This is a genomic window from Herbaspirillum sp. 1173 (assembly GCF_031455335.1).
Taxonomy (GTDB): Bacteria; Pseudomonadota; Gammaproteobacteria; order Burkholderiales; family Burkholderiaceae_D; genus Herbaspirillum; species Herbaspirillum huttiense.
This window is the reverse complement of record NZ_JAVDSP010000011.1, coordinates 111418-136693: the sequence shown is the minus strand read 5'-3', so window position 1 is coordinate 136693 and position 25276 is coordinate 111418. Positions and strand designations below refer to the sequence as shown.

Genomic DNA, 25276 nt, shown 5'->3' with positions numbered 1-25276 from the left:
GCAGCCGGGGATAATCCTCAAGACCTCAGTCTGTCAAATTACGGAGTCTTGTCAGTCGGGGTGGCCGGCGAAGTGGCCAGGGCTTCATTGCGCTGGGCAGTGGAGTCCTTCTTTTCCTGCTTCAACTGGGCCTTGGCGGCCTTCTTGTCGGCCTTGTACTCCTGCTTGGCAGCCTTCTTCTGCGCCTTGTACTCGGCCTTGGCGTCGGCATCAGCCTGACGCTTCTGAACGAACGGGTCGTTCGACGGCACAGCCGACGGCGTGGTCGCGGTGGCGCTCATCGGCGCAGTCGGTGCAGCACCCACGGCGTTGCCGTTGGTCGGTGCATTCTGGGCCATGGCGCTACCGGCCAGGGCCATGAACAGGGACGAAATCAGGATGTGACGAGTCTTCATGCTTACCTCCTTGCGTTGTGTTTATCAAAAAGCCCGAGGCTTTCAGTAAGGTCGGGTCGCTGGATCGTTGATCCATGTCCATCACTATAGGCAGGCTTGCTGTTGCGCTATGTCGGACAAGGTCTGATTCTCAGCTTCCCCGATGCCGCAAATTGATGAGCGGTTTCGTGACCTGCCGCTCAGCTCGGTTTGCGTCATGCGTGATGCTCTGAACGCATCCCGCACAACAAGGTTCGGAGGAAAGTGCAAGCGTCAGTGAGCGTTGCAAGCAATCGTAACAAGCGGGAACTGCCCGCCCGGCAAGGCTTGTACTCACTTTCCGGCGGGCATCACGGCAGCTTCGTTCAACGGTCCGCGCGCACCACCACCTTGCCGAAGGGCCCACGCTCCAGATGCGCCAGTGCCTCGGGCAACTGCGCGAATCCATATTCCTGTTCCACCACCGGCACCAGGCGCAGGTGATCCACGGCACGCACCAGGTCTTCCAGCGCACGGCGGTGTCCCACACCGATGCCCTGGATGGTGTGGCGACCCAGCAGCAACGGGAAGATCGAAGTCTGCAACTGCGCATCGCCCAGCAAGCCGATGACCGACAAGCGGCCGCCTTGCCTGAGGGCCTGCAGCGAGCGCCCGATGTTCTCGCCGCCCACCAGTTCCAGCACATGATCGGCACCCCGTCCTTCCGTCAGGGCCCGCACCTCGTGCTGCCACTCCGGATACTGGCTGCGCAGCAGGCCGTGCGTGGCACCCAGCGCCCGTGCGCGTTCCAGCTTGCCGGCATCGCCCGAGAGGAGGATGGTGCGCGCGCCATGCGCCGCCGCCAGTTGCACACCGAACAGCGCCACGCCGCCCGTGCCTTGCAGCACCACCGTCTGCCCGGCGTGCAAATGACCTTGCTCCACCAGCGCCATCCACGCCGTGAGACCGGCGCAGGGCAGGGTGCTGGCCTGCGCATCCGTCAAGTGCAATGGCGCGGCGACGGCCCAGTCTTCCTGCAGCAGCACGTACTCGGCCAGCATGCCGGGACCGGGCGCGCCCAGTGCCAGCGTGCCCTGCGGCCAGGGACCATCGAGCCAGCCGCCCCAGAACGTGGAGATCACGCGCTGGCCCGCAATGAAACGCTGCACACCGTCTCCCACCGCCACCACCTCGCCGGCCATGTCGGAAGCGGGCGTGAAGGGCGGCTGCACCTGCGCGCCGCCGGTGCCGTTGTCGATGTTCATCTTGTCGCGATAGTTGAGGGCGACGGCGGTCACGCGAACCAGGATCTGGCCGGGGCCAGGCCGGGGAATGGCGACGGTCTGCAATTGCAGGTGTTGCTTGCCGAACTGGCCGAGATGCCAGCGGCGCATGGTGTGGTCCATGGTGGCTCCTGATGATCGAGAGAAAAAGAAGAGCGCCAGTGTAGAAAAATTGCGCCCCGGCTTGTGGCGGCACTTTTTCTCTTGCTTGTAGAATCAGATTCACCAATCACCTGGCACTGCGGACAAGTTCCGGGCGCTCAAAGGAAACACATGGACAGCTTCAGCGGCATCTCGGTCTTCATTCAGGCGGTGGAGGCGGGCAGTTTCATTCGCGCGGCGGAACGCCTGCACCTGACGCGCTCGGCGGTCGGCAAGAGCATCGCGCGGCTGGAGGAACGGCTGGGCGTGCGCCTGTTCCAGCGCAATACGCGCAGCCAGAGCCTGACCGCCGAGGGACGCGCCTACTATGAACGCTGCCTGCGCGCACTGGAAGAACTGGAAAGCGCCCAGGCACTGGTCGGCGATGGCCAGCGCGAGCCCGCTGGCCAGGTACGCATCAGCACACCGGTCCTGTTCGGCCGACTGTGCGTGGCCCCGGTGCTGGTCGAACTGGCGCGGCGCTGGCCGCAGCTGGACATCGTGGCCTCCTTCACGGACCGCCGTGTGGATCTGATCGCAGAGGGGGTGGACCTGGTCCTGCGCAGCGGTCCCATGCCCGACACCAGTGACCTGGTCGCCCGCAGGATGGGCGCGCAGACCATGATGCTGTATGCCTCGCCGGACTATCTCGCGCAGCATGGCCGGCCGCGCCACTTCAAGGATCTGGCGCGGCATCACGGCATCCTCTACGGCAAGACCAGCGGCTGGCCCATCCGCGATGAAACGGGCGAAGTGCGCATCGCCACCGTCAGCAGCCGGCTGCGTTTCGACGATCTGGAAGCCATTGCCGATGCCACCGTCGCCGGGGCCGGGCTGGCCCACCTGCCGTGCTGGCTCATCCGCGACCACCTGAAGGCCGGCCGGCTGGTGAAGCTGATGCCCGAAGCTTCCTTCGCCACCATCGACATGCACCTGGCCTGGCCGCTCACGCGCCACCTGCCGCTGCGCGTGCGCACCGTGATCGATGCGCTGGCCGCAGCACTGCCACCGCTGCTGCGGGTCGACCGTCGCAAGATCGCCGCGGCCGCCGCGCGCTGAGACCTCAGGCGCGGCGTTGTTCCGCTGCCGAGGACTGAGCGGGCAGGCTCTCCAGCCAGCCTTGCCAGAAGCGCCGTACCGCCCGCTCGAACTGGCGGCCATGGCGCTGGGCATCGGCGCGCAGGGTGGCCAGGCTGAGGTTGCGGGTGTGGGCGATCTCATGGGCGTGGCTCACCAGCCAGTGTTCGACCGTGCGCATGTCCACCTCGGGATGGAACTGCAGCGCCAGCCCATGTCGCCCCCAGGCGAAAGCCTGGTTGGGATACAGCGCCGACGACGCCAGATGACGCGCCCCCGGCGGCAGGTCGAAGGTGTCGCCGTGCCAGTGCAGCACGGGGGTCTGCTGTTCCACCAGTTCCTGCAGCCAGGGAGTCTCGGCCAGATGCTGGCCCGCCTGCAGGCTGGCCCAGCCAATCTCCTTGCCGCAGCTGCCCGGGTACACCCGCGCATGCAAGGCCGCCGCCATCAGCTGCGCACCCAGGCAGATGCCCAGCGTCGGCAGATCTTCCAGCAAGCGTGCCCGCAGCCATGCCACTTCCGCGCGCAGCCAGGGATAGGACTCGCTGTCATACACCGCCACCGGACCGCCCAGCACGATCACCAGCTCGGCATCCAGCGGCGAAACGTCAATGAAGGACTCCACTCCGACATCGAAATAGCGAATCTGGTAACCGCCGGCAGTGAGCAGCGGGGCCAGCTGGCCCAGGTCTTCGGTGGCAACGTGACGCAGGGCGAGGGCGGTTTTCATCGGGCTGCTCCTGTGAGTGATATGAAGGGAAAAGCTGGAGAATCCGGATTCGCTATATCGTATCGTATACAGCGACTGCCTGAAAAACTTGCTCAAATTTGTTGAACAAGTCATTGGTATTCTCTATTGATGAAATAGAAAAAGCTTTGCGGCGGCGCAAAAGATGGAGGGGCAGCTAAAAGGTCGATATGAAAGGAATTTCGCCTTAGCCCTTTTAAATCAATAACTTGAGACCAATATCCAAGAAGAAGAAATGCAACTTCTTGTCAAAATCCCATGTGCAGTTGCGGCGTGAAATCGCCGGTACAGCCTCGAAAAAACTGATTGTTCGCATATCTGGAATGATGTATTCCGCTTTATCCGGTTTTTCCCGGCGGCGGAAATCCCTAAACTGGGTTCCACGATGACAGCACACAACGACTGAACCACAAGGGTAGTCACAGGTTGCAGTGCTCATCTTCTTACTCACAAAGGAACGATCATGAACACCAAGAATATTGCCAAGAACCTGTTTGCCGGTCTGCTGCTCACCTCCGCCGTTGGCGCCGCCATGGCCGAGGCACCGTATCCTGCCGAGACCCAGATCGTCTCGACCAAGAGCCGCGCTGAAGTGATCGCCGACCTGCAACAGGCCCGCGCCAACGGCGAGCTGCTGGTCACCGACCAATATCCGGTCGACAAGCCCTTCGTCTCCACCAAGACCCGCGCCGACGTGGTCGCCGAGCTCAAGCAAGCCCGCGCCAATGGTGAACTGCTGGTGAGCGATCAATATCCGGTGGAAAAGCCTTTCCACTCGACCCTGACCCGCGCGCAGGTGCAACAAGAGCTGCAACAAGCCCGCCAGGACGGCACCGCCGTCAGCAACACCCAGGCACCTTCGCTGTAACCCGCACCATCCCGTCCTGACCCGGCCTACGCGCCAGGCCAGGGCCGCAGCAAACGCACCGGCGATCCCGGTGCGACAGTCTCTCCCCAGGCGGGCCTCATGAAAGCGACGTTCTCTCCCCTCGGTCGCCGGTAGTGCGGCCCGCCTGCCTTTTCTGCCTGCGGCCACCGGTCGTCAACAGGCCTCTGCGGATCTGCATGGATGCGATTTCGCCACCACGAATCTGCCTGCTTCATTCATCCCGTTTTCTAAGTTTTCTGCAAGGCGATTTGCCTCGTCTCGAAGGGCATTTCTCCTATGAAGAAGCACTGAAAACGACAATTTCACGACTGTCATAAAACTTAAATTTCGACTTTTACATTTATAAGTTTTGCGAATATCAAGTTATAAGTTTTTCTGCATCCGCTTGTTCTGGATTTCGGAATGATGAATTCCGTTTTGGCCTCTTTATCGATTTGCTGCAGATGCCTACACTGGATTCCAAGATGACAGCACACAACGACTGAACCACCAACGTCGGCCCAGGTTGACGTGCTCATCTCCTCACTCACCAAGGAACGATCATGAACACCAAGAACATTGCAAAGAATCTCTTCGCCGGCCTGCTGTTGACCACCGCCGTCGGTACCGCCATGGCTGAAGCCTCGCGCGTCCCCGACACCAAGTTCGTCTCCACCAAGACCCGCGCCGAAGTCATCGCCGAACTCCAGCAAGCCCGCGCCACCGGCCAGCTGCTGGTGACCGACCGTGACCAGGACGTCAAGGCCGTGGCCTCCGCCAAGACTCGCGACGAAGTGCGCGCCGAACTGGTCCAGGCTCGCAACAATGGTGAACTGGCCATCTCCAACCAGTAAGCCCTGACGCATCAGTCTCCGTATCGGCATCACTTCGCACCGGCCGCGCCGGTGCCAGCGTTTCTCCCCAGGCGGGCCTCATGAAAGCGACGTTCTCTCCCCTCGGTCGCCGGTAATCTGGCCCGCCTGCCTTTGCGCTTCCGCATTCCTCTCTTCATCGCTTGCTGGCCATTTTTGTGGAACAGCATGCAGTCCCATTTACTTAGTTTCTTATGCAACAAAGTCTTAGAAACGTCCATTCCTGTTTCTAAGTTTTTCTTGCGCGACTTTCTCGATCATTGGTCTCTCATTCATCAGTCAGGTATGTGACCACGAGGTGATCGCTGAAGAAATCGAATTGTTAGTATTTTGCGGAACAATGAATTCCGGTTTTTCGTCTTTTTCCCGGTGCCGTGTTTCCCTAAACTGGGCACCAAGATGACAGCACGCGATGACTGATCCACCACCACCGGAACGGGTTGACGTGCGCATCCTCTCTCACGAAAAAGGAACCCATCATGAACACCAGGAACATTGCCAAGAACCTGTTTGCCGGCCTGCTGCTGACCACCGCCGTCGGTGCTGCCATGGCTGAAGCCCAATACCCCGCTGAAACCCGTTTCGTCTCCACCAAGACCCGCGCCGATGTCGTGGCCGAGCTGCAACAGGCCCGTGCCAATGGCCAGCTGCTGGTGAGTGATCGTGACCAGGACGTGAAGGTCGTGGCCTCCGGCAAGAGCCGTGATGAAGTCCGCGCCGAACTGGTCCAGGCCCGCGCCAATGGCGAGCTGGCCATCTCGAATCAGTAAGTTGCGGTCGCAAAAAAGGCGCCCCGGACCAGCCGGCGCGCCAGATTCCCCTCCAGGCGGGCCCCACGCAAGTGCGGCCCGCTTCGTTTTGTTCAGCCGGTTTTCTCTCCCGGCGCGCCATCGATGATGGTGTCCAGTGTCTCAGGCTGGTTGCGCGACGATACCTCGGCGCGCAGGCGGGGCAGGGCTTCCGGATAATTGCTGGCGATGAAGCCGATCATGTGCTCGCGGATCTGGCAGCGCAGGTCGAAGGCCGAGCCCGAATCCCGGGCCGAGACCAGCAGGCGGATCTGCATGTTGCGTTCGCTGGTATCGGTCACGTGCATCACGCAGACGCGCTTGTCCCACAGCGGCAGGGTCTGGCAGACGCGCTCGAATTCGGCGCGGATGGCGTTCGTCGGCACGGCGAAATCCAGCCACAGGAAGACCGTGCCGAGGATGGTGGAGGAGGTGTGGGTCCAGTTCTCGAAGGGATTCTCGATGAACCATTGCAGCGGCACGATCATGCGCCGCTCATCCCAGATCCTCACCACGACGAAAGTGCCCGTGATCTCTTCCACACGGCCCCATTCCCCCTTGACGATGAGCACGTCATCGATGCGGATCGGTTGCGAGAAGGCAATCTGCAGGCCGGCGAAGAAATTGCCCAGCACCGGCTTGGCCGCGATACCGGCCACGATACCGGCCACCCCGGCCGAGGCCAGCAGGCTGGCACCGAACTGGCGCGCACCGGGCAAGGTCAGCAGCACGAAGGCCAGGCCCAGCAGGGCGATGATGAAGTAGGCGCTGCGCGAGAGCACGCGGGTCTGGGTGAGGATGCGGCGTGCCTTGAGGTTGTCGGCCACATCATAGGGATTGAGGTTGACCACCGTGGTGCTGACCGATTTCACGCAGCGCATGAGGAACCAGGTCAGCGCCAGGATGAAGGCCACCGAGGTCAGGTAGGAGATGCGCGTGAGGCCGGGGGTATTGTCCGGCGCACCGGCCAGCACCAGGCGCAGCATGAAGAGGATCACGCAGGTGCGGCTGGCATTGAAGGTGACGGTCGTGGCAGTGGTGGTAAAGGGCCGGCCGCGCGCCAGGCGTCGTACCAGGGCGATGCCCATGCGGTGCAGGACGATGCCGACGACCACCGCCACCAGGGCCACGCCCAATACGATCAGGCCGGAGCGCAGCGGCCCCTCGTTCATGTTGTACAGAAAATCGAGATCCAGGCTCATCCGTTCCCTTCCATCCAGAGTGTTGTTGAAGCGGTACGCGCGGGGCGCTTTTTCCGGTTCGAACAGGGATGGGGGAATTTGTTTCCGTCAATTTCCTGGCATGGGCCCGATTGATGCGGCCGAACCGGTAGCGGACGTGGCCTCCAGCGCCGCCACCAGCAGGCAGGCGGTCTCCACCGCCGCCGCCTGGGCCAGCTCAACCGGGGCCGGCCGCTGGCGCGTGAGGGCGTGCAATGCGGCAGCATCCTGTTCCTGCAGGGCTTGCGCCAGGGCAAGCAGCCAGGCCGGCAGGGATGCTTCAACCGGCTGCGGATGCGCCCACAGATGGCTGGCCGCCGCAGCCAGGCGGCGCGACAGGGCCACCGCCGTGCGGCCGCGCCCGTGATCGCGTTCGGGCCAGCCGCGTTCACGCGCCAGGCGTTGCAACAGCAGACCGGCCTCGACGTTGGCCACACAGGCCGCGCGGCGATGCGCATGCAGCGACGACAGGCGGGCCTTGTCGGGTGCCGTGTCGTGCACCGCCAGTGCCGCCGTCAGATAGGCCAGATTGAGACCGGCCATGGTGCGCAACTGGCCCTGCGGATCGGCCTCGTGGCGGCGCGGCCAGAACAGGTAACTGGCCAGCACCGCCACCAGCGCGCCGATGACATTGTTGCCCGCGCGCAGCGCGGCATTGGCCAGCTCATGCGCGGGATCGCCACCGACATCGGCCACCAGCACGAATACCGGCGTGAGAAAAGTCGCATACAGCCCATAGCTCACCGGGCGCAGCGCCATCGTCAGTACCGTCAGCGGGAACACCAGCAGCGCCAGCCCCAGCGGCGAATGCACCACCAGGCAGACGGCCACGGCCAGCGCGCCGCCGACCACGCTGCCGACGGCGCGCTCCATGCTGCGCGACCAGCTGTCGGCAATGCTGGGCTGCATGACCAGCATGGTGGCCATGGTGGCCCAGTAGCCGAAAGGCAGTTCCAGCAGATGCACGATGAGGTAGGTCGCCCCGGCCGCTGCCGCGCAGCGCCAGGCGTGATGCCATTCCGCCGATCCGGCGCGCACGTGCAGCGCGGCCTTGCGCCCCAGGGCGCGCAGGCGATGCAGCAGGGCAGACATGCCGTGGCGCGCCTGATGTCCGGCGCGGGCGGCCTGCTTGAGGCGGGCCGGATCGTCCGCGCCCAGGGCCAGCGGGGTATCGAGCTGCTGCAACAGCCGCCCGGTGCCGCTGGGCAGGCGCGCCACCAGCTGGCGCAGGCGCAGCATGATGCGCGCATCTTCATCGGCGGCAATCGCCTCGCCGCGCTGCATCTCGCGCTGCATGGCCTGCTGCTGGCGCGCAATCGCACCCAGCACGCGGGCACTGCGCTGACGCGCACGCAGGGGCTGGTAATGCGTCAGCTGCAGGTCGGCCAGCACGGTGATGCCATCGAGGAGAGCGTCGGCGCGCGCCAGCCGCACCAGCAGGTTTTCGTAGAGGCGACGGGACTCGGTGCGTTCGACCGCCACCGCATCGAGCGTGCGATGGGCGGCGGCCAGATCGAAGCGCGCATGGCGGCGGGTGTGGGCCGCCAGATCGGCGGCATGCACGGCATAGGCGGGATCGGCGGCATCGGTCTCGGCTGCGAGGGCGGCCAGTTCAGCCAGCGTGCCATAGGCGCGCGCCACCGCCTGGCGCGCCGGGGCGAAGGGGTGGATGCGCCACACCGTCAAGCCCAGCAGCAGCGCCCACAGGCAACCGGCGAAATAGATCAGGACATGGCTCTGCGCCAGCGGCCACAGCACCACCGGCGCATCGGCCATGATGGCAGAGACGCCCGCCGCCAGCATCAGCACCAGACCCGCTGCGGCACCGTAGATGCGCGAGAAGCCGGCCACGCCGGCGCAGGCCATGATGGTCAGCAAACCCGCTTCCACGCGCCAGCCGGCGGCGCTGGCGGCGATCATGCCGCCCAGCGTCGAGGCCAGCGCGAAGCCCCCCATGGAGGCCAGGCGCGCGCGATTGGAACCGGCGCTGTCGGCCAGGCTGGTCAGGAAGGCGCCGATGGCCGCCCACGAGAACAGGGGATTGCCCAGCCACTCGCCCAGCAGCAGCATGGCCGCCGCCCCGCAGGCCGCACGCAGGCCCTCGGAGAGGTTGGCGTGGCGCAGCGGGAACTGCAGGCGCCAGCGCTCGACACGGGTGCGGCAGCGCCGGCAGTAGTGCAGCAGCAGGAATCGATAGAGGGAAAAACGGACGGAAAAACGCGACGACAAGAGCGGCGGCATGATCGTGCTGGCGAGCGGGCAGGTGGAGGAGGGCAGGGCACTCGTGGAGAGTGCCGACACCTGCGCACTCACGGCGTCAAGACGTCATTCCGGTTCCGAATTCACGAGTGAGGAGGGGCGGCAGGTATCGGCAGGTCCAGTATAGGAATCTGGCTGTATTCATGGCATGACTTAAATTCACCAATTCCATTCCAAAATGGAATGCTGACGCTTTTTGCACCGAGGCGCTCCGGTACGCTCTTTTCTCTTTACCTGCGCACGCGGCCACCCGCAAACAATTCCTCGCTCAAGGCCATCCACGCCCGCGCCGCATGCGAGAGATACCCGCCGCCGCGTGTGACATAGGCAACCTGCCATTGCACTTCCGGCTCCACCAGCCGCACCGCCTGCAACTGGTCGGTGGCGAGGCGGTGGATGAAGGGTTCGGGCAGCAGCGCCGCCCCCATGCCGGCCAGGGCCATGGCCACCAGCCAGTCCCACTGGGCGCTCTGGGCCACGATCTCGGGCCGGATGCCCAATTCCCCGAACATGCCGCGCAGGCTGCGGGTGAGGCCGAACTCGTTGTTGAGCAGCACCAGCGGCATGCCATCGAGCTGGGCGCAGCGCAGGGTGGCGCGGTTCTTCTGGAAGCGGCCGGCCTGGGCCACGGCCCACATGGGATAGCGCGCCACCGGCAGGGTCTGCAATTCCAGTTCCGGATCAGCGGGCAGGACCGTCATGCCGATTTCCAGTTCGCCATTGGCCACGCGCTCTTCGATCTGCGGGCCGGTGTCTTCCTTCAGGACGATGGCGATCTCGGGATGGCGTTCGCGGAAGGCCTTCAGCACCGGCGTGCAGAGGATGTTGATCATGGGCGGGATGCCGATCTCCAGACGGCCGCAGCGCAGCGCCTTGGTATCGCGCACCTCGGCGTCCAGGCGCTGCATCGAGGCCAGGATCTGCTGGCCCTGCTCATACACCACGCGCCCGGTATCGGTGAGCTGCAGGCGGCGGCCATCGCGCACCAGCAGCGGGGCGTCGACCTCGTCTTCCAGCTGGCGCACCATCTTGCTGACGGTGGACTGGGTCACGTGCAAGGCATCGGCGGCGCGGCTGAAGCTGGCCAGGCGGACCGTCTCGGTGAAGTAGCGCAGGGCGCGGATGTCCATGGCAGCGGCTTTCGGCGGTGTTTCAGGGTGGCAGGGAAGTATGCATTTTCCGACTGGAACGGCGGAATTTTAATCATACAGTGCATACCTGCCGGCTCCTATACTTGGGACAAACAAGATGCAAGAAGTCCGTCAAGGATGCACTTCACGTCCCCTAAAGAACCCGAGCAGGAGCACACTCTCATGGATAGCCAGCGCATTCGCCAGCCCGCCTTGGCCGGCAAAGTCATGTCCGCCGCCGAGGCGGCCACCTTCTTCCACAACGGCATGACCATCGGCCTGAGCGGCTTCACCCGCGCCGGTGATGCCAAGGCCATGCCGCGTGCGCTGGCCGACCGCGCCGCGCAGGAAGAGCTGCATTTCACCGTCATCACCGGGGCCTCTCTGGGCAATGGCAGCGATGGCCTGATGGCCGAGGCCGGCCTGCTGGCGCGACGCTTGCCGTTCCAGGTTGATCCCACACTGCGCAGGAAGATCAATGCGGGCGAGGTCATGTTCATCGACCAGCATCTCTCGGAGACCGCCGAACAATTGCGCAGCGGCACGCCCTCACGCATCGATATCGCCGTCATCGAAGCTGCCGCCATCACCGAAGAGGGCATCGTGCCGACCATGTCGGTCGGCAATTCGGCCAGCTTCGTGGAGCAGGCGCGGCATATCGTGATCGAACTCAACACCAGCATGCCGCTGGCGCTGGAGGGCCTGCACGACATCTACCTGCCGGCCGCACGACCCGAGCGCAAACCCATCCCGCTGACGGCAGCGGGCGATCGCATCGGCCATCCGGCCATTCCCTTCGACCCGGAAAAGGTGGTGGCCATCGTGCTCACCGAGACGCCCGACAGCCCCTCCTCGGTGCTGCCGCCGGACGATGAGACGCGGGCCATTGCGCGTCACGTGATCCATTTCCTCGAATGCGAAGTGGAAGCCGGACGTCTGCCGCATACGCTGGCGCCACTGCAGGCAGGCATCGGCACGATCGCCAATGCGGTGCTGCACGGGCTGGTGGAGTCACCGTTCCGCAATCTGGTGATGTATTCGGAAGTGCTGCAGGACAGCGCAATCGATCTGCTCGACTCGGGCCAGCTGGCTTTTGCCTCGGCCTCCTCGATCACGCTGTCGCAGGCCAAGTATGCGCATTTCCTGGCCAACCTGGATCGCTATCGCGACAAGCTGGTGCTGCGTCCGCAGGAGATCAGCAATCATCCGGAGCTGGTGCGCAGGCTGGGCATCATCGGGCTCAATACCGCGCTGGAATTCGACATCTACGGCAACGTCAATTCCACCCACGTGGGCGGCACCCACATGATGAATGGCATCGGCGGCTCGGGCGACTTTGCGCGCAACGGACAGCTATCGATCTTCGTGTCGAAGTCGGTGGCCAAGGACGGCGCCATTTCCAGCGTGGTGCCCATGGTCTCGCATGTGGACCACAGCGAACATGATGTGGACGTGCTGGTCACTGAATGGGGCCTGGCCGACCTGCGCGGCCTGGCACCGCGCGAGCGCGCGGTGAAGGTGATCAAGCAGTGCTGCCATCCGGATTACCGGCCGCAGCTGCGCGACTATTTCGAACGCGCCTGCCGGGCCGGTGGCCATACGCCGCATCTGCTGGGCGAGGCGTTCTCCTGGCACCAGCATTACGCGCAACAGCGCACCATGCGGCTGGATCAGCGTCAGGCTTGACGTGCACCACGCGCCATCAAAAAAAATGCCTGCGTGATGCAGGCATTTTCACGTTGATACGCGGGCCCGTCAGCGGGACAACCCCTCAGAAGGTTTCCCAGTCGCCCTCGCCAGCATCCTTCTTGTAGGAGGAGGAAGGGCCTTGCCCGGCAGCCGGCTGTGCCTTGGCGGCGCGCGCAGGTGCCACCGGAAGCGACGGCCTGGACACGGCCTTGGGGGCCGGCTTGGCGGCAGCAGCCGCAGGCACCACCGGCACTGGCCGCACCACGCCGCCGGCGGTCTTGAAGATCCCCACCGCACTGCGCAGTTCGGTTGCCTGTTCAGACATGGCCTGGGCCGCCGCAGCTGCCTGCTCCACCAGTGCCGCATTCTGCTGGGTGACCTGGTCCATCTGGCCGAGCGCCTGGTTGACCTGCTCGATGCCGGCCGTCTGTTCCAGCGAAGCGGCGGAGATTTCGTTCATGATCTGCGTGACGTTGCGCACCGCCTGCACCACTTCATCGATGGTCCCGCCCGCTTCGCTGACCAGGTGAGTGCCGCGTTGTACGCGTTCCCCCGACAGCACGATGAGGTCCTTCACATCCTTGGCGGCGGCGGCGCTGCGCTGGGCCAGTGAGCGCACTTCGCTGGCGACCACGGCAAAGCCGCGTCCCTGCTCACCGGCGCGTGCCGCTTCCACGGCCGCATTGAGCGCCAGGATATTGGTCTGGAAGGCGATGCCTTCAATGACGGTGATGATCTCGGACACCTTGCTGGAACTGTCGGAAATCTCGTTCATGGTGGAGATGACGCGGCCGACCACTTCGCCACCCTTGAGGGCCAGCGCGGAAGCATCCTCGGCCACGACGTTGCCCTGCCGGGCGTTGTCGGAATTCTGGCGCACGGTGGAGGTCAGCTCTTCCATGCTCGACGCGGTTTCTTCCAGCGATGCCGCCTGCTGCTCGGTGCGTTGCGACAGATCGGTATTGCCGGTGGCGATTTCGCCTGCGGCCACCGAAATCGATTCCCCCGAGGTCTGGATGCCACGCACGATGGTGGTGAGCTGCTCGCGCATGCTGGCCAGCGAGGCCATCAGGCTGGTGCGGTCATTCTGCTTCAGGGGAACCGGTACCGTCAGGTCTCCCGCGGCGATATGCTGGGCGACCAGCGCGGCGGCGGCCGGCTCTCCGCCGAGGGCGTTGACGATACTGCGGGTGATCGCAAGGCCGGCGACGATGGCCAACAGTACCGTGAGCGCCCCGCCGCCGATGAGCACCGCGAGGGTGGCGCTGCTGAGCTCACGGACCTGCTCGCCGCGCATCTTGAGCAGCGATTCTTCGGCTTTCACGAATTCATTCTGCAGGCCGCGGAAGCGGTCCATGAAGACCTTGTCGTGGGTCGCGCCGAAGTAGGCTTGCAGGGCTTGGGTGGAGGCGCTGGCATTGGCTTCCTTGCGCAACCTGATCAGGGTCTGGTCGACCTCTTCGATCTTGTTGGTCAGCTCCAGCATCTCGGTCAGCCGCTTTTGCTGGACCGGGTTGTCGGCGGTCAGCGCCTTGGCCTGATCAAAAGCCTTGCTGAACGCCTTGCGCCCACCCAGGTAGGGATCGAGAAACGCCTCGTTGCCGGAGGCCACGTAACCACGAATGCCGGTCTCGATGTTGACCATGTTGATCAGCATGTCGTCGGCCGCGCCCATGACCTCATAGGTATGGACATTCATGGCACTGGCCCCTTCGAGCCGGTTGAAGTTGAACAGCGAGAGGCTGCTTACCGCCAGCGACACCACCACCATGCTGAGAAAGGCCAGCCCCAGTTTTCGACCGACGGTCATTGATCCAAACATTTTCCTCACCCCATTGTTGCCAGCGCATCACTGGTTGGTTTTCATGTCATTACGTTGAAATGCCGCGCACCGGAATGCGCGACAGCGTACCCGCAGCGCTCTGCACGAGGCGGCGGGGTCTTTGATGCAAACAGTTAAAAAGGAAGTCGAAGCGCGTACCCGATGCGCACCGGCATCAGGTCTTCATGGCCTTGGCAATGGCATCAGCAGCCTGGGATTTGAAAGAATCCCCGGTCCGGATGTCGGCCTGAAGTGCGATCTCTTCAAACGTCGCTGTGAGGGTTTCCATGATCTGCTCAAGCCGGTTGAGCTGGTGGATCAGCGATCGGGAATGATGCTCAGCAAGAGCGTCATCCTCTTTTTCGATGGCCATTTTCTGGTTCCCCGCTTTGGATGATCGATACGAATGCGCGTCTGCGCGCCTGTGCGCGGGGACATCATTCCTGTCCAACGTTGTCCGGGCCGGAAGCCGCCATTGGCATTCACGGCCGCGCAGGACTAGATGTTGAGCCCACTATAAGCGGATAACTCATCCTTGAACCTCAGGCATTTCCCTAGATGACAACATCGCTGCCTGGGTGGAGCGTGTCGGGGCCAAGGCTTCATGGGCAGCGGCCATCACCCCTGCAGCGCACCCCGTCCCACGGCCTGGTGCACCACGGAGGGCATCGCTTCCTTCATGGCGTCGATGAAGTGGCGCAGCCGGGCCGGGTAGAAACGTGCATAGGGGTACATCAGCGACACCGGCAGCGGTGCCGGCTCCCACTCCGGCAGCAATTGGACCAGGCGGCCGGCGGCCACATCCTCGGCCAATACCCATGATGAGCCTACCGCCACGCCCATGCCTTCGATGGCGATATTGCGCAACGCATACAGGCTGTCGGTGACCAGCTGCGGACGGAAAGCCACCTGGCGCTGTTCGCCGCTGGTGGCGTGGGTGAGCGTGATCTCGCGGCGGTAGAAGGCCGGAATGGCGATCCAGGAGAAATCCGCCAGCTCTTCAGGCTGGCGCGGCAGGGCGCGGCCCTGCAGCAGCGCCGGCGCCACCACCGTCATGCGCGGCACCTCGGCCAGATGGATGGCGACCACCGAGGGATCATTGACTTCGCCGACCTGGATGGCGCAATCGATGCCCTGGCTGATGAAATCGGCGGCACGGTCATGCAGCAGCCATTCCACGGTGATGCGCGGATGTCGCTGCATGAACTGCAACAAGGGCGCGATCAGCTGCTTCTGCCCGAAGGCGTGCGGCACCACTACCCGCAGCGTACCTTCCGCGTGCTGGCGGGCACCGCGCAATTCGCTTTCGAACTCATCCCAGCCGGCCAGCAATTCCTTGGCGCGCTCGTAGCAACGTTCGCCATCCTCGGTCATCTTCATGGCGTGGGTGGAACGCTGCAGCAGGCGCACTCCCAGCGAGCGCTCCAGCGCCTGCAGGCGGCGGCTGACGGTGGGCTGCGTGGTCGCGAGCTGGGCCGCTGCTGCCGACAGGCTGCCGGCCTCGACGATGCGCACGAAGGTCTGGATCAGCTCGATGCGGTCCGTCAGGCCGGTGGCGGAGAAACTGGGGGCAGGGGAGAGGGGCTTGGTCATACGGCTAACGTATAACAATTCTGCCGCAGGCGCTACTACCAGATGCGAGCCGGGAAGCGGACAATCCGTTCCAACGCTGGCAGAAAGGGGATTTTTCCGGGCCGGCAGCCAGACTCACTTATTGAGGTTCCATCATGAACAGCATTCCCAAGACGCATACAGCCGCTCCCGCTGCGGCTTCCTCTCATGCCCACGGCCTGTCGACCGGGCTGATCGGCCTGCTGGCCACCGGTGCCGGCCTGGCCGTGGCTTCGCTCTACTATTCGCAGCCCATGCTGGGCGTGCTGGCCGATGACATCGGGGCCTCCGAGCGCGCCGTGGGCATGGTGCCGATGTCGACCCAGCTCGGCTATGCACTGGGTATCCTGCTGCTGGCACCGCTGGGCGACCGTTATGACCGCCGCCGCATCATCCTCATCAAGGCGGCCATCCTGACGGTGGCACTGCTGCTGGCCGGTGCGGCGTCCGGCATCGCAACCCTGCTGGCCGCCAGCCTGGCCATCGGCCTGACGGCCACGCTGGCGCAGGACATCGTCCCGGCCGCCGCCACCCTGGCACCGGAACAGCATCGCGGCCGCATCGTCGGTACCGTCATGACCGGCTTGCTGCTGGGCATCCTGCTGTCGCGCGTGGTCAGCGGTTTCGTGGCCGAGCACTTTGGCTGGCGCGCCATGTTCGTGGGGGCCTCGGCCAGCATCGCGCTGATCGGCCTGGCCGCGTGGCGCGGGCTGCCACGTTTCCATCCGACCACGCATCTGTCGTATGGCGCACTGCTGGGCTCGCTGGGTACGCTGGTGCGCAAGCATGGCGCGTTGCGCCGCGCGGCGCTGGCCCAGGGCTTGCTGTCGGTCGGTTTCTCGGCCTTCTGGTCGACGCTGGCGGTGATGTTGCATGGCGCACCGTTCCACCTGGGCAGTGCGGCGGCCGGTGCCTTCGGCCTGGCCGGTGCCGCTGGTGCGCTGGCAGCGCCCCTGGCGGGCCGCATCTCGGACAAGAAAGGTCCGGAGCTGGTGACCCGTCTGGGTGTGAGCCTGGCGGCGCTGTCCTTCGCCTCGATGGCCCTGTCGCCGTGGTTCTCGACGCAAGGTCAACTGGTCTTGCTGGCGCTGGCCGCCATCGGCTTTGACCTGGGCGTGCAGGCGACGCTGGTGGCGCATCAGACCATCGTCTACAGCATCGAACCCGGTGCCCGCAGCCGTCTGAATGCGGTGCTGTTCGTGGGGATGTTCATCGGCATGGCCGCTGGTGCGGCGCTGGGTAGCCTGGCGCTGGCTCAGTGGGGCTGGATCGCGGTGGTGGCACTGGCAGTGGCGGCGGCCGTGCTGGCCCTGGTGGTACGCATGTGGCCGGGGGCAGCCAAGGCCCGTTGAATTGTCGCCCTGCGGTGGTCTTGCCAAGGACAACGGTCCCGGCGTTTGCCGGGACCGTTTTTTTTATATTTTTTCCACAGGCCGGACCATTTTTGCCGGATGGGAAGATGTGCTGCCGGCTCCCTCCCCGGGTCCACATCTTTTATAATCCGGGGCAGGAGACAACCCATCGCCAGCATGTTGCCCGCCCATCAATGCGCCCTGCGGCGCTGCCCGGCGGCCATGCAGCGAAACACAAAGCAGGGTGAACGGCATGGCACTGTATTTCAAGAACAAGCGACAGAAGACCTTCCTGGGTGCGCCCGTGGGGTGGCCATTGATGTTCCTGATGGCGGTCGACCTGTGCATTGCCGCGCTGATGTTTCTGTCGGACCATGACTGGAGCGGCCTGATCCTGCTGTATCCGCCATTGGCATTGGCCCTGGCCATGCTGGCCGATGCCCGCAAGGAAAAGCAGGCCGCCGAGGAAGCCAAACGCCAGGCGGCGCGCCGCCAGCGCTCCTGAGCGCCATCCGCTCTCCCTTCGATTCCCCACGCCCCTCACCGATGACCCAAGTTTCTGACCGCGCAGCGCTGCTGCTGGTATCGCGCCTGAATTTTTCCTATCCCGGCCTGGACCTGTTCCAGGACTTCTCGGCCCGCATCACGGCCGGCGTGACGCTAGTGCGCGGCGGCGATGGCCGCGGCAAGACCACGCTGCTCAATCTGCTGGGTGGTTTGATGCCGGCGCGCGATGGCGTGCTGGAGTTGAATGGTCTGCGACTCGATGGCGAGCCCGAGAATTACCGCCGGCAAGTGTTCTTCATCGATTCGCGGACCGAGGCCTATGACCAGATGACGCCGCCGGAAGTCTTCGCAGCCCTGGCGCAACGGTATCCACATTTCGATCATGGCTTGTTGCCGGCACTCACCGAAGGTCTGTCACTGACGCCGCACCTGGAGAAAAAGCTCTTCATGCTCTCCACCGGCAGCAAGCGCAAGGTCTACCTGGCGGCCGCCTTCGCGGCGCACGCGACGCTGACCTTGCTGGACGATCCCTACGCCAGCCTGGATCGTGCTTCCATCCAGTTCGTTGCGGCTACGCTCAACGCGCATGCAGCTGATGCCGATCAGGCCTGGGTGGTGGCCATGTATGAGACGCCGGAAGCGGTGCGGTTGGCGGGGACGATCGATCTGGGGGACTGAGAAACACCAGGGCCTGTTCACATTCAATCTGCGAGATGCGTTGCCCCTGGAAGGCGTGGTGGCAAGGCGCGCGGGCGAAGCCGAAGAGGGCGCGGCCATTCCCGAGATCAATCGTTTCATCGAACTGGAATTGCAGCGGCTGGAGCACGTGCCCACGCCGCACAAGGATGCGCGGGGCGAATATTCGGTACTGGATCGGTTGCTACGGGATGTGGTGATGCAGGGGCAGTGAATCAGGCGACGCATTTGCGCATGAAAACACTGTTGGGATCGTCCACGTAAGTGCCGAAGGGTCCGCACGGGAGATAGCCGCAGCTTTCATAGAAGCGGATGGCAGCGTGCTGCAGATAGCCCGTCTCCAGCAGGAATTCACGGTATCCAAGCTGGCAGGCCCGGGCTTCAAGCCAAGCCAGCAGTTGGCGGGCGGTTCCTTTTCCGCGCTGTGCGGGCAGCGTGAAGAAGCGCTTCAGTTCGGCTCTGCCATCCTCCAGTCGCATGGCACCGCAAGCTACCGCCTGGCCATGCTCATCACGTGCCACGGCGAACAGCACATCATCGGCCGCCAGCGCATCGATATCAATGCCATGATGGCTTTCGGGCGGATACAAGGGCTGCTGATAAGCGTCCAGCGCTTCAATGAGCTGCCTGACCTCTGGCAGGGTGGGCGATTCCAGGGAGATGTTCATGCTAGTGGCTCCGGGTTCTGTCTACGCCACATCATCCCAAGCCAAGCCGAAGCGCGCCAGATATTTTTTGAGCCGATCCGCATCATTGGGTTTTGCCTTGGCATCCCGCGAGACCGCGAAGAGCGTGCGTCCCGCTTCCGACAGCGAGCGCGAACGGCGGCACACGGCGACCACGGCGCGCAACTGCACCGCATCGAAGAGATCCAGCGCTTGCGCGTGCTCACCCAGCAAGGCGTCCAGATCAACGTCCTGCTCCCCCGACGCAGGCTGCGCACTGGCGCGCCATTGACGCTGCAGGCGCGCAGTCTCTTCCTCCACCAGCGCATCGTTGATGCGCCCCGCATCGGCCAGCGTGGCCATGCGTACGACGGACGCCGACAGGTCGCGGAAATTGCCCGGCCAGCTGGCCGCCGATGACGCCGCAAAGGCCAGATAGCGCATCCGGGCCTCCTTGTTGAAACGCACCACCTGTCCATGCTCGGCGCTGAAGCGTTCGAGCAGGTAGTCGAGGTTGGGTTCGATGTCTTCGCGGCGCTGGGCCAGGCCGGGCAGGGCATAGGTCCACAGGTTGATGCGGGCAAACAGGTCCTCGCGGAAGCGGCCCGCCGCGACCTCGCGCGCCAGGTCGCGATGGGTGCCGGCAATGAGCTGGAAATCGCTCTGCGCCTCGACATCGGCACCCACCGGCAGAAAGCGCTTCTCTTCGATAGCCTTGAGCAACATGGCCTGTTCATCCAGCCCCAGTTCGCCGATCTCGTCGAGGAACAGCAATCCCTTGTGCGCCGAACGCAGCAAGCCCGGACGATCATGGGCTGCGCCCGTAAAGGAGCCGCGCACGTGACCGAACAAGGTTGAGGCCGCACCGTCGCCCTGCAGCGTGGCGCAATTGATGTCGACAAAGCGGCCCTCCAACTGATGCCGCGACTTCTTCAGTTCGTAGATTCGCCGGGCCAGGAAGGACTTGCCGGCCCCGGTCGGCCCCATCAGCAGCATCGGCGCGCGCGAGCGGATGGACACGCGCTCGATCTCCTCGATCATGTGGTTGAAGTGCGCATTGCGCGTGGGGATACCGGACTTCAGCAAGGCCAGCGCTTCACGCTGTTCGCTCGAAAAGCGCTGCGCGATCAGGTCGTAACGCGACAGGTCGAGGTCGATGAGGGCATAGCTGCCAGGAGAGCCCGCCGCCTGCCGGCGCGGTGGTGAGGTCTGCAACAGTACGCCGGGCAGGTAACGCGCCTCGGTCATGAGGAACAGGCAGATCTGGACCACGTGGGTGCCAGTGGTGATGTGGATCCAGTATTCCTCGTTGTCCGTGTCGAAAGGATAGGCGCGCGCGAAGTCGAGCAGGTTGGCGTAGACCTCACCGAAATCCCAGGGGTCCTGGATCGGCAGATCATGCGGCCGCACGACGGTGTCGGGCGAGACGCTGGCGATGTCGCGACCGATCTGGCCGACCAGCCCCAGATGGCGCTCGCCGATGTAGAGCAGTTCCAGACGGTCGATGACCACGTCCGGGTACTGCGTCAGCGCGATGGTCGGACGCCATTTTTCCCAGCGCGGCGCACCACGTCCGTGGTCGAGCTGGGTACCGACGAAACCGATGACGACTTTTTTCTTTGCCATATTTTTAGATAACTTCTTATCTTGATGGATAAATTATCCTGTTTTTCTCGGGTACAGGCAAATCTCGGGAAATCAGGCCAAAATCAGATTTATTCAATCAATTCAATGAGTTAAAAGGAGTTTCCGCACATCTCGTCCGAGCTGGCACACCCGTTGCAATACAGGGAACAAGACCAAGCGATCAACGAGGAAAAGAAAATGGCGAATGTGCAACTGTTCCAGACCCTGAAGCGTCGCCTGCTGCCGGCAGCCGATGCGATGAATCACGCCGGCGGCGCTGCCTATGCCCTGAGCAAGGAGCACATCCTGGCGCAGTACGCGGCCACCGGCTGTCTGAACCGCACCTTCTACGCCAGTGCCGAAGCGCAACTGGCCACCGTGCTGGAACTGAGCCAGGACATCGCCCCGCGCTTCATCGCCCAGACCGCGCTGTACGCTCGGCGCCGCAGCTACATGAAAGACATGCCGGCGCTGCTGCTGGCCGTACTGGCGGCCCGTGGTGCCGATGAACTGGCACCGGCATTTGCCGGCGTGGTGGATCAGGGCAAGATGCTGCGCAATTTCGTACAGATCCTGCGTTCCGGCGTGACCGGCCGCAAGTCGCTGGGCACTCGTCCCAAGAAGCTGGTGCAGGCCTGGCTGAACCAGGCCACGGAGCAGCAACTGCTGGCCGCCTGTGTAGGGCAGTCGCCATCGTTGGCGGACGTGGTCCGCATGGTCCACCCCAAGCCGGCTGAAGCGTGGCGCGCCGCGTTCTTCGCCTGGCTGATCGGCCGTCCGTTTGATGAGGCCGCGCTGCCGCCGCTGACGCGTGCCCTGCGGGCCTACCAGCGTGACCGCAGCCAGCCGGTACCGGCGGTGCCATTCCAGTTGCTCACTGCCTTGCAGCCGGGCACGCAAGAATGGGCCGGGATGGCGCGGCAGGGTGGCTGGCACATGGTGCGCATGAACCTGAACAGCTTCGCGCGCCACGGCGTGTTCGAGCTGCCCGGCATGACCGAGCTGATCGCCGCCAAGCTGTGTGATCCGCAGGCCATTGCCGCGGCACGGGTGTTCCCGTATCAGCTGATGGCCGCGTGGCAGGCTGCTGCCGGGGCAGTGCCGGAGCTGGTGCGCGACGCCTTGCAGAGCGCCATGGAAATCGCGCTGGCCAATGTGCCGGTGCTGGAAGGCTCGGTCGTGGTCTGCCCGGATGTGTCGGGGTCCATGTCGAGCCCGGTGAGCGGCATGCGTGCCGGTGGGACCAGCGCGGTGCGATGCATTGACGTGGCGGCATTGCTGGCCGCGGCCATCGTGCGCAAGAATCCTGCGGCCTGCGTGCTGCCGTTCGAACAGCGCGTGGTGCCTTGCCCGCTGGTTCCCCATGACAAGGTCATGGCCAACGCCGCGCGGCTGGCGCGTATCGGCGGTGGCGGAACGGACTGCAGTGCGCCGCTGCGCTGGTTGAACGAACGCCAGCAGCGCGCGGATCTGGTGGTGCTGGTGTCGGACAACGAGTCCTGGCTGCGCCATCACGCCAGCGGCGCGACCGAAACGATGCGCCAGTGGCAGCAGTTCAAGCGCCGCAATCCGAAGGCGCGCCTGGTCTGCATCGATCTGGCGCCGTATGCCACCAGCCAGGCGCCGGAGTCGGACGACATCCTCAACATCGGCGGATTCTCCGATGAGGTCTTCAAACTGCTGGCCAGCTTTGCGGCCGGACAGATGCAGGCGGGACACTGGGTGCAAGAGATCGCGTCCACACCGCTTTGATAGTGCAAGACAGGTTGCCATTGCCGCCCGAATGCCGTTGCGATTACATCTCCGTATCGCGCACATTCTGGTCGGGCGGACGTGGTCCTGATCATTCCGAATGCTGGCAGGATTACATTGGGTAGCCCGGTTCAACTCCGGGGCGGCGGTTCGCAAGAATCGGCGCAAATCCTGCCGATCTGGTCGGAATGAAGCGGGCGGCCCGGAATTGCCGGGCCGCCGAGGGGCAGGAGCCCCGACTTTTTCAGATGAGGCGCGAATGCGCAAGCGACTACCTTCACGGAAAACCCGTCGCTGGCACTCTTGTCGCGTCTCGCCTTCCCTCATGTTCAGCAAGAAAGTAACGAAAATGGACAAACTCGACAACATCGCACCAGCGTCCTACGACACCCTGGCCACCGGGCAGGGCAAGCCGGTCAAAATGTGGACCCGCGGTGTGCCGGTGGAAGCTGAGGCAAAAACCCAGCTGGGCAATACGGCCAAGATGCCGTTCATCTACAAGCACATTGCGGTCATGCCGGATGTGCACGTGGGCAAGGGCTCCACCATCGGCAGCGTGATCCCGACCCTGGGCGCGATCATTCCCGCCGCCGTGGGGGTCGATATCGGCTGCGGCATGATGGCGGCCAAGACCACCCTGTGCGCCGCCGACCTGCCGGACAACCTGGGTCCCTTGCGCAGTGCCATCGAACGCGCCGTGCCGCACGGTTCCTCGCCACGTACGCGCAGCCATCGCGGCCGCGATCAGGGTTCCTGGGAACATCCGCCGGCACCGGTCGATACCGCATGGCAGACGCTGAAGGATGAGTTCGGCGTGCTGTGCCAGAAGACGCCCAAGCTGGAGAAGACCAACCACTACAAGCACCTGGGCACGCTGGGGTCGGGCAATCACTTCATCGAGATCTGCCTGGATGAAGAGGGCGCAGTCTGGTTCATGCTGCACTCGGGTTCGCGCGGCGTGGGCAATGCCATCGGTACCCACTTCATCGAACTGGCGCAGCAGGACATGCGCAAGCACATGGTCAACCTGCCGGATCGTGACCTGGCCTATCTGAAGGAGGGCAGCACGCACTACGACGACTATCTGCAAGCCGTGGGCTGGGCGCAGAAATTTGCGCGCATGAACCGTGAAGTGATGATGCAGAACCTGATCGCCGCCGTACGCAGCGTGATCGCCAAGCCTTTCCAGACGCATGTGGAGGCGGTGAACTGCCACCACAATTACGTGCAGAAGGAACATCACTTCGGCCAGGATGTGCTGGTCACCCGCAAGGGTGCAGTATCGGCCCGTGCCGGCGAACTGGGCATCATTCCCGGCTCGATGGGGGCCAGGAGCTTCATCGTGCGCGGCAAGGGCGAGGCCGAGAGCTTCCACAGCTGCAGCCACGGTGCGGGACGCACCATGAGCCGTACCGAGGCCAGGAAGCGCTTCTCGGTAGAGGATCACATCCGCGCCACCGAAGGTGTGGAGTGCCGCAAGGACGAAGCCGTCATCGACGAAATCCCGATGGCCTACAAGGACATCGATGCCGTCATGGCGGCCCAGCAAGACCTGGTGGAAGTGGTGCATACGCTGCGCCAGATCGTCTGCGTGAAAGGCTGAAATACAGCGCGCCGAGAGCGTATTACGCACTGGGTGCGCTGCCTGTGAGGCCCGCTCGCGCACAGCAACAAAACGCAACATACGAAGAAAGAAAAGAACAAACATGTCCTCTCCTCTGACCCTGGATGGCCGCCATGGTGGTGGCCAGATCCTGCGCAGTGCGCTGAGCCTGGCGATGATCACCGGCCGTCCGTTCGAGCTCGGCGCGATCCGCGCGCAACGCCCCAAACCCGGTCTGATGCGCCAGCACCTGGCCGCCGTGACGGCCGCCGCCACCTTGTGCGACGCCGTCGTGGAAGGTGCCGAGCCCGGCAGCAGCGCACTGCGCTTTGTGCCCGGTGCGCTGCGCAGCGGCGATTTCCGTTTCGCCATCGGCTCGGCCGGCAGTACCACGCTGGTCCTGCAAACCCTGCTGCCCGCCATGCTGGCCGCGCCAGCGGGGCGCTTCTGCATTGAAGTCAGCGGCGGCACGCACAATCCCCTGGCCCCATCGGCCGATTTCCTGCAGCACTGCTTCCTGCCGCTGTTGCGGCGAATGGGGGCCGCGGTCACGCTGGAGTTGCTGCGGCACGGATTCCATCCGGCCGGTGGCGGCCAGGTGCGCCTGCAGGTGGAGGCGGGCCATGGCTTGCAGGGATTGGTCCTGGAGGAGCGCGGCGCGCTGCTGCAGACGCGGGCGCGCGCACTGGTGGCCAATCTGCCGAGTGCCATCGGCAAACGGGAGTTGCAGGTCCTGGGCGAAGCCGTGGAGGGCTTGCAGGATCATTGCAAGGTGATCGCCCTGAGCGACTGCGATGGTCCGGGCAATCTGGTCGAATTGCATGTGACGCATGCGCATGTGGAGGAGTTGTTCTGCGGCCATGGTGCCAAATCCCGGCCGGCCGAACAGGTTGCTCTGGACGCCCTGGGACCCATGCAGCGCTATCTGCAGAGCAATGCGGCGGTCAGCGAGCATCTGGCCGATCAACTGATGCTGCCGCTGGCACTGGCCGGCGCGGGGCGCTTTACCACCACGCAACTGAGCCCGCACATGGCCTCCAACGCCGAGGTGATCGAGGCCTTTCTGCCAGTGCGCTTCGGTTTTTCTCCTGCGCCGCAAGCGCTACGGGTGGAGGTCATGGCCGCGCCGGGCTGAGACCAGCCGCACTCCTGCTGCGTGGCATCGGCCGCGCTTGGATTCCTCCCTCCCGTCACCTATGCTGAAGCGGGCAGGC

General features: G+C 64.2%; 24 protein-coding genes. 12 read left to right on the top strand and 12 right to left on the bottom strand.

Going from position 1 to position 25276, the window contains the following annotated elements; all coding sequences use genetic code 11:
- Positions 1–38: 38 nt before the first annotated feature.
- A complete protein-coding gene (locus J2X56_RS24545) occupies positions 39–395 on the bottom strand; it encodes a hypothetical protein (RefSeq protein WP_034332285.1) in 357 nt (118 codons plus the stop codon).
- A gap of 344 nt (positions 396–739) precedes the next feature.
- Positions 740–1759, bottom strand: a complete 1020-nt coding sequence (locus J2X56_RS24540; RefSeq protein WP_310163489.1) for an NAD(P)-dependent alcohol dehydrogenase — start codon at positions 1757–1759, stop codon at positions 740–742.
- Positions 1760–1909: 150 nt separating this feature from the next.
- Here J2X56_RS24540 and J2X56_RS24535 point away from each other — a divergent pair, with 150 nt between their 5' ends.
- The gene (locus J2X56_RS24535; RefSeq protein WP_310163486.1) at positions 1910–2836 is read left to right on the top strand and encodes a LysR family transcriptional regulator; all 927 of its coding nucleotides are present in this window, start codon (positions 1910–1912) and stop codon (positions 2834–2836) included.
- Positions 2837–2840: 4 nt separating this feature from the next.
- Here the strand turns inward: J2X56_RS24535 and J2X56_RS24530 are convergent, their stop codons facing one another.
- Positions 2841–3584 carry a glutamine amidotransferase gene (locus J2X56_RS24530; RefSeq protein ID WP_121037312.1) on the bottom strand — a complete coding sequence of 248 codons (744 nt, stop codon included), beginning with the start codon at positions 3582–3584 and terminating at the stop codon, positions 2841–2843.
- A 214-nt stretch (positions 3585–3798) separates the two neighbouring features.
- A complete protein-coding gene (locus J2X56_RS24525) occupies positions 3799–4041 on the bottom strand; it encodes a hypothetical protein (protein WP_209585116.1) in 243 nt (80 codons plus the stop codon).
- 24 nt (positions 4042–4065) lie between these two features.
- Here J2X56_RS24525 and J2X56_RS24520 point away from each other — a divergent pair, with 24 nt between their 5' ends.
- The 3 genes from J2X56_RS24520 (at position 4066) to J2X56_RS24510 (ending at position 6112) form a co-directional block, all read left to right on the top strand.
- Positions 4066–4470 carry a DUF4148 domain-containing protein gene (locus J2X56_RS24520; protein WP_204726266.1) on the top strand — a complete coding sequence of 135 codons (405 nt, stop codon included), beginning with the start codon at positions 4066–4068 and terminating at the stop codon, positions 4468–4470.
- Between the two features lie 563 nt (positions 4471–5033).
- The gene (locus tag J2X56_RS24515) at positions 5034–5324 is read left to right on the top strand and encodes a DUF4148 domain-containing protein (RefSeq protein ID WP_034332278.1); all 291 of its coding nucleotides are present in this window, start codon (positions 5034–5036) and stop codon (positions 5322–5324) included.
- A gap of 497 nt (positions 5325–5821) precedes the next feature.
- On the top strand, positions 5822–6112 hold the full coding sequence (locus tag J2X56_RS24510; RefSeq protein WP_310163480.1) for a DUF4148 domain-containing protein: 291 nt from the start codon (positions 5822–5824) through the stop codon (positions 6110–6112).
- 92 nt (positions 6113–6204) lie between these two features.
- Here the strand turns inward: J2X56_RS24510 and J2X56_RS24505 are convergent, their stop codons facing one another.
- The 3 genes from J2X56_RS24505 to J2X56_RS24495 form a co-directional block, all read right to left on the bottom strand.
- Positions 6205–7332, bottom strand: coding sequence for a mechanosensitive ion channel domain-containing protein (locus tag J2X56_RS24505; RefSeq protein ID WP_310163479.1), 1128 nt, complete (start codon positions 7330–7332; stop codon positions 6205–6207).
- A gap of 87 nt (positions 7333–7419) precedes the next feature.
- On the bottom strand, positions 7420–9651 hold the full coding sequence (locus J2X56_RS24500) for an FUSC family protein (protein ID WP_310163477.1): 2232 nt from the start codon (positions 9649–9651) through the stop codon (positions 7420–7422).
- Between the two features lie 188 nt (positions 9652–9839).
- Positions 9840–10739, bottom strand: coding sequence for a LysR substrate-binding domain-containing protein (locus tag J2X56_RS24495; RefSeq protein ID WP_039788456.1), 900 nt, complete (start codon positions 10737–10739; stop codon positions 9840–9842).
- Between the two features lie 183 nt (positions 10740–10922).
- On the opposite strand from J2X56_RS24495, the gene J2X56_RS24490 reads away from it, so the two are divergent.
- Positions 10923–12425: an acetyl-CoA hydrolase/transferase family protein gene (locus tag J2X56_RS24490; protein ID WP_310163474.1), complete on the top strand. Its 1503-nt coding sequence runs from the start codon at positions 10923–10925 to the stop codon at positions 12423–12425.
- A gap of 85 nt (positions 12426–12510) precedes the next feature.
- On the opposite strand, the gene J2X56_RS24485 is transcribed toward J2X56_RS24490, so the two are convergent.
- From J2X56_RS24485 to J2X56_RS24475, 3 genes are all read right to left on the bottom strand, one after another.
- Positions 12511–14250: a methyl-accepting chemotaxis protein gene (locus J2X56_RS24485; protein WP_310163471.1), complete on the bottom strand. Its 1740-nt coding sequence runs from the start codon at positions 14248–14250 to the stop codon at positions 12511–12513.
- A 175-nt stretch (positions 14251–14425) separates the two neighbouring features.
- Positions 14426–14623, bottom strand: coding sequence for a hypothetical protein (locus tag J2X56_RS24480; RefSeq protein WP_199724987.1), 198 nt, complete (start codon positions 14621–14623; stop codon positions 14426–14428).
- Positions 14624–14868: 245 nt separating this feature from the next.
- Entirely contained in the window at positions 14869–15843 is a 975-nt protein-coding gene (locus tag J2X56_RS24475) for a LysR family transcriptional regulator (RefSeq protein WP_310163467.1), read from the bottom strand.
- 134 nt (positions 15844–15977) lie between these two features.
- Here J2X56_RS24475 and J2X56_RS24470 point away from each other — a divergent pair, with 134 nt between their 5' ends.
- The 4 genes from J2X56_RS24470 to J2X56_RS24455 all read left to right on the top strand — a co-directional run bounded on the left by J2X56_RS24470 (position 15978) and on the right by J2X56_RS24455 (position 18630).
- Entirely contained in the window at positions 15978–17213 is a 1236-nt protein-coding gene (locus tag J2X56_RS24470; protein ID WP_209585124.1) for an MFS transporter, read from the top strand.
- Positions 17214–17466: 253 nt separating this feature from the next.
- Positions 17467–17718: a hypothetical protein gene (locus tag J2X56_RS24465; protein ID WP_034333872.1), complete on the top strand. Its 252-nt coding sequence runs from the start codon at positions 17467–17469 to the stop codon at positions 17716–17718.
- Positions 17719–17759: 41 nt separating this feature from the next.
- Positions 17760–18398 (top strand): ATP-binding cassette domain-containing protein, encoded by a 639-nt coding sequence (locus J2X56_RS24460; protein ID WP_134137644.1) that lies wholly within the window; start codon positions 17760–17762, stop codon positions 18396–18398.
- Positions 18399–18456: 58 nt separating this feature from the next.
- Positions 18457–18630 carry a hypothetical protein gene (locus tag J2X56_RS24455; protein ID WP_209569934.1) on the top strand — a complete coding sequence of 58 codons (174 nt, stop codon included), beginning with the start codon at positions 18457–18459 and terminating at the stop codon, positions 18628–18630.
- Position 18631: 1 nt separating this feature from the next.
- Here J2X56_RS24455 and J2X56_RS24450 read toward each other — a convergent pair whose 3' ends face one another.
- A complete protein-coding gene (locus J2X56_RS24450) occupies positions 18632–19084 on the bottom strand; it encodes a GNAT family N-acetyltransferase (RefSeq protein WP_121037335.1) in 453 nt (150 codons plus the stop codon).
- Between the two features lie 21 nt (positions 19085–19105).
- Positions 19106–20707 carry an RNA repair transcriptional activator RtcR gene (gene rtcR / locus J2X56_RS24445; RefSeq protein ID WP_121037338.1) on the bottom strand — a complete coding sequence of 534 codons (1602 nt, stop codon included), beginning with the start codon at positions 20705–20707 and terminating at the stop codon, positions 19106–19108.
- A 198-nt stretch (positions 20708–20905) separates the two neighbouring features.
- Here rtcR and J2X56_RS24440 point away from each other — a divergent pair, with 198 nt between their 5' ends.
- From J2X56_RS24440 to rtcA, 3 genes are all read left to right on the top strand, one after another.
- The gene (locus J2X56_RS24440) at positions 20906–22459 is read left to right on the top strand and encodes a TROVE domain-containing protein (protein WP_134137645.1); all 1554 of its coding nucleotides are present in this window, start codon (positions 20906–20908) and stop codon (positions 22457–22459) included.
- A 349-nt stretch (positions 22460–22808) separates the two neighbouring features.
- A complete protein-coding gene (locus J2X56_RS24435; RefSeq protein ID WP_134137646.1) occupies positions 22809–24062 on the top strand; it encodes an RtcB family protein in 1254 nt (417 codons plus the stop codon).
- Positions 24063–24165: 103 nt separating this feature from the next.
- Positions 24166–25197, top strand: a complete 1032-nt coding sequence (rtcA, locus tag J2X56_RS24430) for an RNA 3'-terminal phosphate cyclase (protein ID WP_134137647.1) — start codon at positions 24166–24168, stop codon at positions 25195–25197.
- The last annotated feature ends 79 nt before the right edge of the window (positions 25198–25276 follow it).

Coding starts and splice junctions, on each gene's coding strand:
- J2X56_RS24495 (WP_039788456.1), bottom strand. CDS start 10,739: ATGGACATCCGCGCCCTGCGCTACTTCACCGAGACGGTCCGCCTGGCC.
- J2X56_RS24435 (WP_134137646.1), top strand. CDS start 22,809: ATGGACAAACTCGACAACATCGCACCAGCGTCCTACGACACCCTGGCC.
- J2X56_RS24545 (WP_034332285.1), bottom strand. CDS start 395: ATGAAGACTCGTCACATCCTGATTTCGTCCCTGTTCATGGCCCTGGCC.
- J2X56_RS24480 (WP_199724987.1), bottom strand. CDS start 14,623: ATGGCCATCGAAAAAGAGGATGACGCTCTTGCTGAGCATCATTCCCGA.
- J2X56_RS24465 (WP_034333872.1), top strand. CDS start 17,467: ATGGCACTGTATTTCAAGAACAAGCGACAGAAGACCTTCCTGGGTGCG.
- J2X56_RS24460 (WP_134137644.1), top strand. CDS start 17,760: ATGACCCAAGTTTCTGACCGCGCAGCGCTGCTGCTGGTATCGCGCCTG.
- J2X56_RS24490 (WP_310163474.1), top strand. CDS start 10,923: ATGGATAGCCAGCGCATTCGCCAGCCCGCCTTGGCCGGCAAAGTCATG.
- J2X56_RS24440 (WP_134137645.1), top strand. CDS start 20,906: ATGGCGAATGTGCAACTGTTCCAGACCCTGAAGCGTCGCCTGCTGCCG.
- J2X56_RS24475 (WP_310163467.1), bottom strand. CDS start 15,843: ATGACCAAGCCCCTCTCCCCTGCCCCCAGTTTCTCCGCCACCGGCCTG.
- J2X56_RS24540 (WP_310163489.1), bottom strand. CDS start 1,759: ATGGACCACACCATGCGCCGCTGGCATCTCGGCCAGTTCGGCAAGCAA.
- J2X56_RS24535 (WP_310163486.1), top strand. CDS start 1,910: ATGGACAGCTTCAGCGGCATCTCGGTCTTCATTCAGGCGGTGGAGGCG.
- rtcA (WP_134137647.1), top strand. CDS start 24,166: ATGTCCTCTCCTCTGACCCTGGATGGCCGCCATGGTGGTGGCCAGATC.
- J2X56_RS24520 (WP_204726266.1), top strand. CDS start 4,066: ATGAACACCAAGAATATTGCCAAGAACCTGTTTGCCGGTCTGCTGCTC.
- J2X56_RS24450 (WP_121037335.1), bottom strand. CDS start 19,084: ATGAACATCTCCCTGGAATCGCCCACCCTGCCAGAGGTCAGGCAGCTC.
- J2X56_RS24525 (WP_209585116.1), bottom strand. CDS start 4,041: ATGAGCACTGCAACCTGTGACTACCCTTGTGGTTCAGTCGTTGTGTGC.
- J2X56_RS24515 (WP_034332278.1), top strand. CDS start 5,034: ATGAACACCAAGAACATTGCAAAGAATCTCTTCGCCGGCCTGCTGTTG.
- rtcR (WP_121037338.1), bottom strand. CDS start 20,707: ATGGCAAAGAAAAAAGTCGTCATCGGTTTCGTCGGTACCCAGCTCGAC.
- J2X56_RS24530 (WP_121037312.1), bottom strand. CDS start 3,584: ATGAAAACCGCCCTCGCCCTGCGTCACGTTGCCACCGAAGACCTGGGC.
- J2X56_RS24505 (WP_310163479.1), bottom strand. CDS start 7,332: ATGAGCCTGGATCTCGATTTTCTGTACAACATGAACGAGGGGCCGCTG.
- J2X56_RS24510 (WP_310163480.1), top strand. CDS start 5,822: ATGAACACCAGGAACATTGCCAAGAACCTGTTTGCCGGCCTGCTGCTG.
- J2X56_RS24470 (WP_209585124.1), top strand. CDS start 15,978: ATGAACAGCATTCCCAAGACGCATACAGCCGCTCCCGCTGCGGCTTCC.
- J2X56_RS24485 (WP_310163471.1), bottom strand. CDS start 14,250: ATGTTTGGATCAATGACCGTCGGTCGAAAACTGGGGCTGGCCTTTCTC.